1 protein-coding gene is annotated in these 5014 nt (G+C 72.4%); it reads right to left on the bottom strand.

Features of this window, described 5'->3' with window-relative positions; translation table 11 throughout:
- A partial coding sequence (locus CCN51_RS19805) for a type I polyketide synthase (RefSeq protein ID WP_143675848.1) occupies positions 1–5014 on the bottom strand: 5014 nt, incomplete at both ends.

Below are 5014 nucleotides of genomic sequence, written 5' to 3'. Positions count from 1 at the left end.
CGCCTGACGGATCACCCGCTGCTGCGACGGACCATTCGGCGCCGTCAAACCATTCGACGCACCATCCTGATTCACCGCCGAACCCCGCACCACCGCCAACACGTCGTGACCATTGCGGCGCGCGTCCGACAGCCGCTCCAGCACCACCACACCCACACCCTCGGACCAGCCCACACCATCAGCCGACTCCGAAAACGCCTTGCACCGCCCATCCGGCGACAATCCCCGCTGCCGCGAAAACTCCACAAACGACGCCGGTGTCGACATCACCGTCACACCACCGGCCAACGCCAGCGAACACTCCCCCGACCGCAACGCCTGCGCCGCCAGATGCATCGCCACGAGCGAAGACGAACACGCCGTGTCGACCGTGACCGCCGGGCCTTCGAGACCCAGCGTGTACGACACCCGCCCCGACACCACACTGCCCGCGCTGCCGTTCGTCTGATAGCCCTCGAACTCCGCACCGCGCAGCAAAGTGCCATAGTCGTTGTACATCACCCCCGCGAACACACCCGTCCGGCTGCCCCGCAGCGACACCGGATCGATCCCCGCCCGCTCGAACGCCTCCCACGACGTTTCCAGCAACAACCGCTGCTGCGCATCCGTCGCCAACGCCTCACGCGGACTCAGCCCGAAGAACGCCGCGTCGAACTCCCCCGCATCGTGGAGAAAGCCACCTTGCCGGGTATACGACGTGCCCGCGTGATCCGGGTCCGGGTCGTACAGCGCCTCCAGGTCCCAGCCACGGTTGTCCGGGAAGCCCGAGACGGCGTCCTGGCTGCCGTCCACCAGACGCCACAGATCCTCCGGAGTGCGCACCCCGCCCGGGTAGCGGCAGGCCATGCCCACGACCACCACCGGGTCATCGGCGACGGGAAGGAGAGCGTGGGCCGTGTTCCCGGCCTCCCCGGCGTCCGCGGTATCCGTCGCCTCCCGGCCGAGCAGTTCGTCCAGCAAGTAGCCCGCCAGCGCCTCCGCGGTCGGATAGTCGAAGACGACGGTCGCGGGCAGCCGGAGGCCCGAGGCTGCGCCGAGGCGGTTGCGCAGCTCCACCGCCGTCAGGGAGTCGAAGCCCAGCTCCTGGAAGGCGCGCGTCGGGGCCACGACGTCCGCCGTCGCGTGTCCCAGCACCAGCGCCACATGCGTACGGACCAGGTCGAGCGCGGCCTCCGAGCGCTCCGCCCGCGGCAGGGCGGACAGCCGCTGTGCGAGGGAGGCGGAGGTGCCGGACCCGGTGGCCGCCGAGCGGCGGAGCGGGGTGCGGATGAGTCCTCGCAGCAGCGGCGGGATCTCGCCACGTGCGCGCAGCGCGGGCAGGTCGAGCGGTACGGGCAGCAGGACGGCGTCCGGCGTGGCGAGGGCGGCGTCGAACAGCGCCACGCCCCGTTCGGCCGGCAGCGCGGGCATGCCCTCCCGGGCCAGGCGGCGCATGTCCGCCTCGGTCAGGGTGCTGGTCATCCCGCCCGCCTGGGTCCACGGGCCCCAGGCCAGCGACACCGCCGGAAGCCCGGCCGTACGTCGATGCTCGGCCAGCGCGTCCAGAAACGCGTTGCCCGCGGCGTAGTTGGCCTGGCCCGCGCCGCCGAAGGTGCCCACCACCGACGAGAAGGTGATGAACGCGGTCAAGTCCAGGTGGCGGGTCAGCTCGTGCAGATGCCAGGCGGCATCCGCCTTCGGGCGCAGTACGGCGGCCATGCGCTGCGGGGTAAGGGTCTCGATCACACCGTCGTCCAGGACGCCCGCGGTGTGCACCACGGCCGTCAGCGGGTGGTCCCGCTCCACACCGGCCACCAGCTCGGCCAGCGCGTCGCGGTCGGCCATGTCGCATGAGGCCACGGTGACCTGGGCGCCCAGGGCGGTGAGTTCGTCGACCAGCCGGTCGGCACCCGCTGCGGCGCGGCCGCGGCGGCTGGCCAGGAGCAGATGCCTGACCTGGTGGTCGGTGACCAGGTGGCGGGCCAGTATGCCGCCCAGTCCCCCGGTGCCACCGGTGATCAGCACCGTGCCCTCGGGGTCCCATTCGGCGCCGGGCTCACCCGGTACGGGCACCCGGGCCAGTCGGCCGACGTGGACCGCGCCGTCACGGATCACCAACTGCGGTTCCGCGGAGCCGAGCGCCCCCGGCAGCGCCGCGGCCGACTCGGGCCGGGCGTCGAGGTCGGCGAGGACGAACCGGTCCGGGTGTTCCGCCTGCGCCGAGCGCACCAGGCCCCATACGGTCGCGGCAGCCACATCGTGGGCACCCGGCGGGTCGCCGGCGGCCCCTCGGGTGATGAACACCAGCCGGGAGCCCGCCAGGCGTTCCTCCTCGGCCAGCCAGGTCTGCAGGTACGTCAGCACCTGGGCGCTGAGGCGGTGCGCGGCGGCGACCACCGTGTCGGCCGCCTCAGCCGCATCAACCGCTCCGGTGAGCGGGATGAGCACGACGCCCGGGGCAACAGCCTCGTCGCCGACCACCTGGATGAGGTCAGCGAGGTCGGCGTACGGGCGTACGGTGTGGCCCGCGGCCTCGAGCGCCCCGGCGAGCCCGAGGGAGTCCGGGCCGACCACGGTCAGCGGCCCGGCGTCGGCGGGGGGCGCGGCGTGGTCGACGGTGGCGGCCGTCCAGTCGAGCCGGAACAGCGAGTCGCGCTCCGCCGCGCCCGCGGCGGAGCTCAGTTGCTCGGCGGACAGCGGCCGTAGCGCCAGGGAGCCGACCGTGGCCACCGGGGTGCCGGAGGTGTCGGCGAGGCCGAGGGACACCGTGTGGCGACCGGCCGGAGCGAGCCGGATCCGGAGGGCCCTGGCGCCACTCGCGTGCAGGGTGACGTTCTCCCAGGAGAAGGGCAGGGCCGTACGCGGAATGTCCCCGTCGAGCAGCGCCACCGCGCGCAGGCTGGAGTCGAGCAGCGCCGGGTGCAGCCCGAAGCCGTCGATGTCCTCCGCATCCGCGACGGATGTGCCGTCGTCCCCGACGTCGGGAAGGGCGATCTCCGCAAAGATCGCCGTGCCGCGCCGCCAAGCCGCGGTGAGCCCCTGGAAGAGGGGGCCGTAGCCGAATCCGTCCTCCGCGAGCCGGTCGTACAGCCCCTCCAGCGCGAGGGGCGCGGCCCCGGTCGGTGGCCACTGGACAGCGTCGAAAGCGGTGTCGGGAGCGGTGGTGTGCGCACGTACGCCGAGTACGCCGTCGGCGTGCCGGACCCACTCCTGGCCCGCCGCTCCCTCGGGCCGCGCGGACACCACCACCGGGCGGCGGCCGGCCTCGTCCGCCGCGCCGACCCGCAACTGCACCTGAATCGCGCCGTGCTCGGGGAGCACCAGCGGCGTGGCCAGCGTCAGCTCCTCAACGTGGTCGCAGCCGACCTCGTCACCGGCGCGGATCGCCAGTTCGAGGAGCGCGGTGCCCGGCAGCAGCACGGCACCCATGACGGCGTGCTGTGCCAGCCACGGGTGCGTCCGCAGCGAGAGCCTGCTGGTGAACAGCGCGCCTTCGCCGTCGGCCAGCTCCACGGAGGCGCCGAGCATCGGATGGTCCGCGGAGCCCAGCCCGGCGGCAGTGATGTCCCCGGCCGTGCTCGATGTGGCCTGTGGCCAGTAGCGCTCGTGCTGGAAGGCGTACGTCGGCAGTTCGACGCGGTATGCGGCGCGTCCGGTCCCGTTCCCCGCCAGGAACGCGGCCCAGTCGGGGGACGTTCCGCGCACATGGAGCCGGGCGAGGGCGGTGGCCGCCGACAGCTCCTCGGAGCGGTCCCGGCGCAGTAGCGGGAGGAGGGCCGTGCCGGGGGACAGGGAGTCCCTGGCCATGGCGGAGAGTACGCCATCGGGACCGATTTCGAGGAAGGTGTCGACGCCCGCGTCTTCCAGTGCCCGGAGGCCGTCGGCGAAGCGTACGGCGGCCCGGGCGTGCCGTACCCAGTAGTCGGCGGATGCGGTCTCGTCGTCGCCGTCGGTGCCACTGCCGGTGACGGGTGTTCCGGTCACCATGGACACCATGGGGATCCGCGGCGCGTGATACGTCAGGCCCTCGGCCACGGTGCGGAAGTCGTCCAGCATGGGGTCCATCAGCGGGGAGTGGAACGCATGCGAGACCGACAGCCGCTTGGTCCTACGCCCGCGCGCGGCGATTTCGTCCGCGACATCCCGTACGGCGCTCTCGTCACCGGCGATGACCACGGCTTCGGGGCCGTTGACTGCGGCGATGCCGATCAGGTGCTCGCGGCCCGCCAGCAGCGGTGCCACCTCTTCCTCGGTGGCCTGGACCGACACCATCACGCCTGCCTCGGGCAGGGCCTGCATCAGCCGGGCGCGTGCCGCCACCAAGGTGCAGGCATCCGGCAGGCTGAGCACCCCTGCCGCGTGTGCGGCGGCGAGCTCCCCGATCGAATGCCCGGCCACAAAGCGAGGCGTGATTCCCCAGGACTCCAGCAGCCGGAACAGCGCCGCTTCCACCGCGAAGAGGGCGGGCTGAGTGAACTCCGTACGGTCAAGAAGCTCTGCCTCTGGAGTGCCGGCCTCGGCAAACAGAATCTCGCGCAGAGGACGGCTCAGATGCCCGTCCAACTCCTCGATGACAGCGTCGAGCGCGTCGGCGAAGACCGGATACCGGCCCGCCAGCTCACGCCCCATACCAGGGCGCTGACTGCCCTGACCGGTGAAGAGGAAGGCGGTGACACCGGGCCGCGGAGCCACCGAGCCGAGCACCACATCACTGGTGGATTCCCCCGCGGCCAGAGCAGCAAGCGCATCCAGCGCACTCTCACGGTCGCGGGTCAGCAGCACAGCCCGATACTCAAAACGCGACCGCGACAACGCCAAGGACAGCCCGACATCGGCCCTGCCCGCCTCGGGCCGCTCGGCGAGGTAGGACCGCAGCCGTTCCGCCTGGGCACGCAACGCCGCGTCGGTCTTCCCCGAGACCATCAGAGGGACGACGGCGGGGGAGCTCGGCTCTTCGACGACCGGGGCTATCGGCTCGGCCGGAACGTGCTCCAGGATCACATGCGCGTTGGTCCCGCTGATCCCGAACGAGGAC

The sequence above is a fragment of the Streptomyces milbemycinicus genome, from assembly GCF_002154605.1.
Taxonomy (GTDB): Bacteria; Actinomycetota; Actinomycetes; order Streptomycetales; family Streptomycetaceae; genus Streptomyces; species Streptomyces milbemycinicus.
Note: the sequence above shows the minus strand (reverse complement) of the source record. Positions and strands in the feature narration are given on the sequence as shown.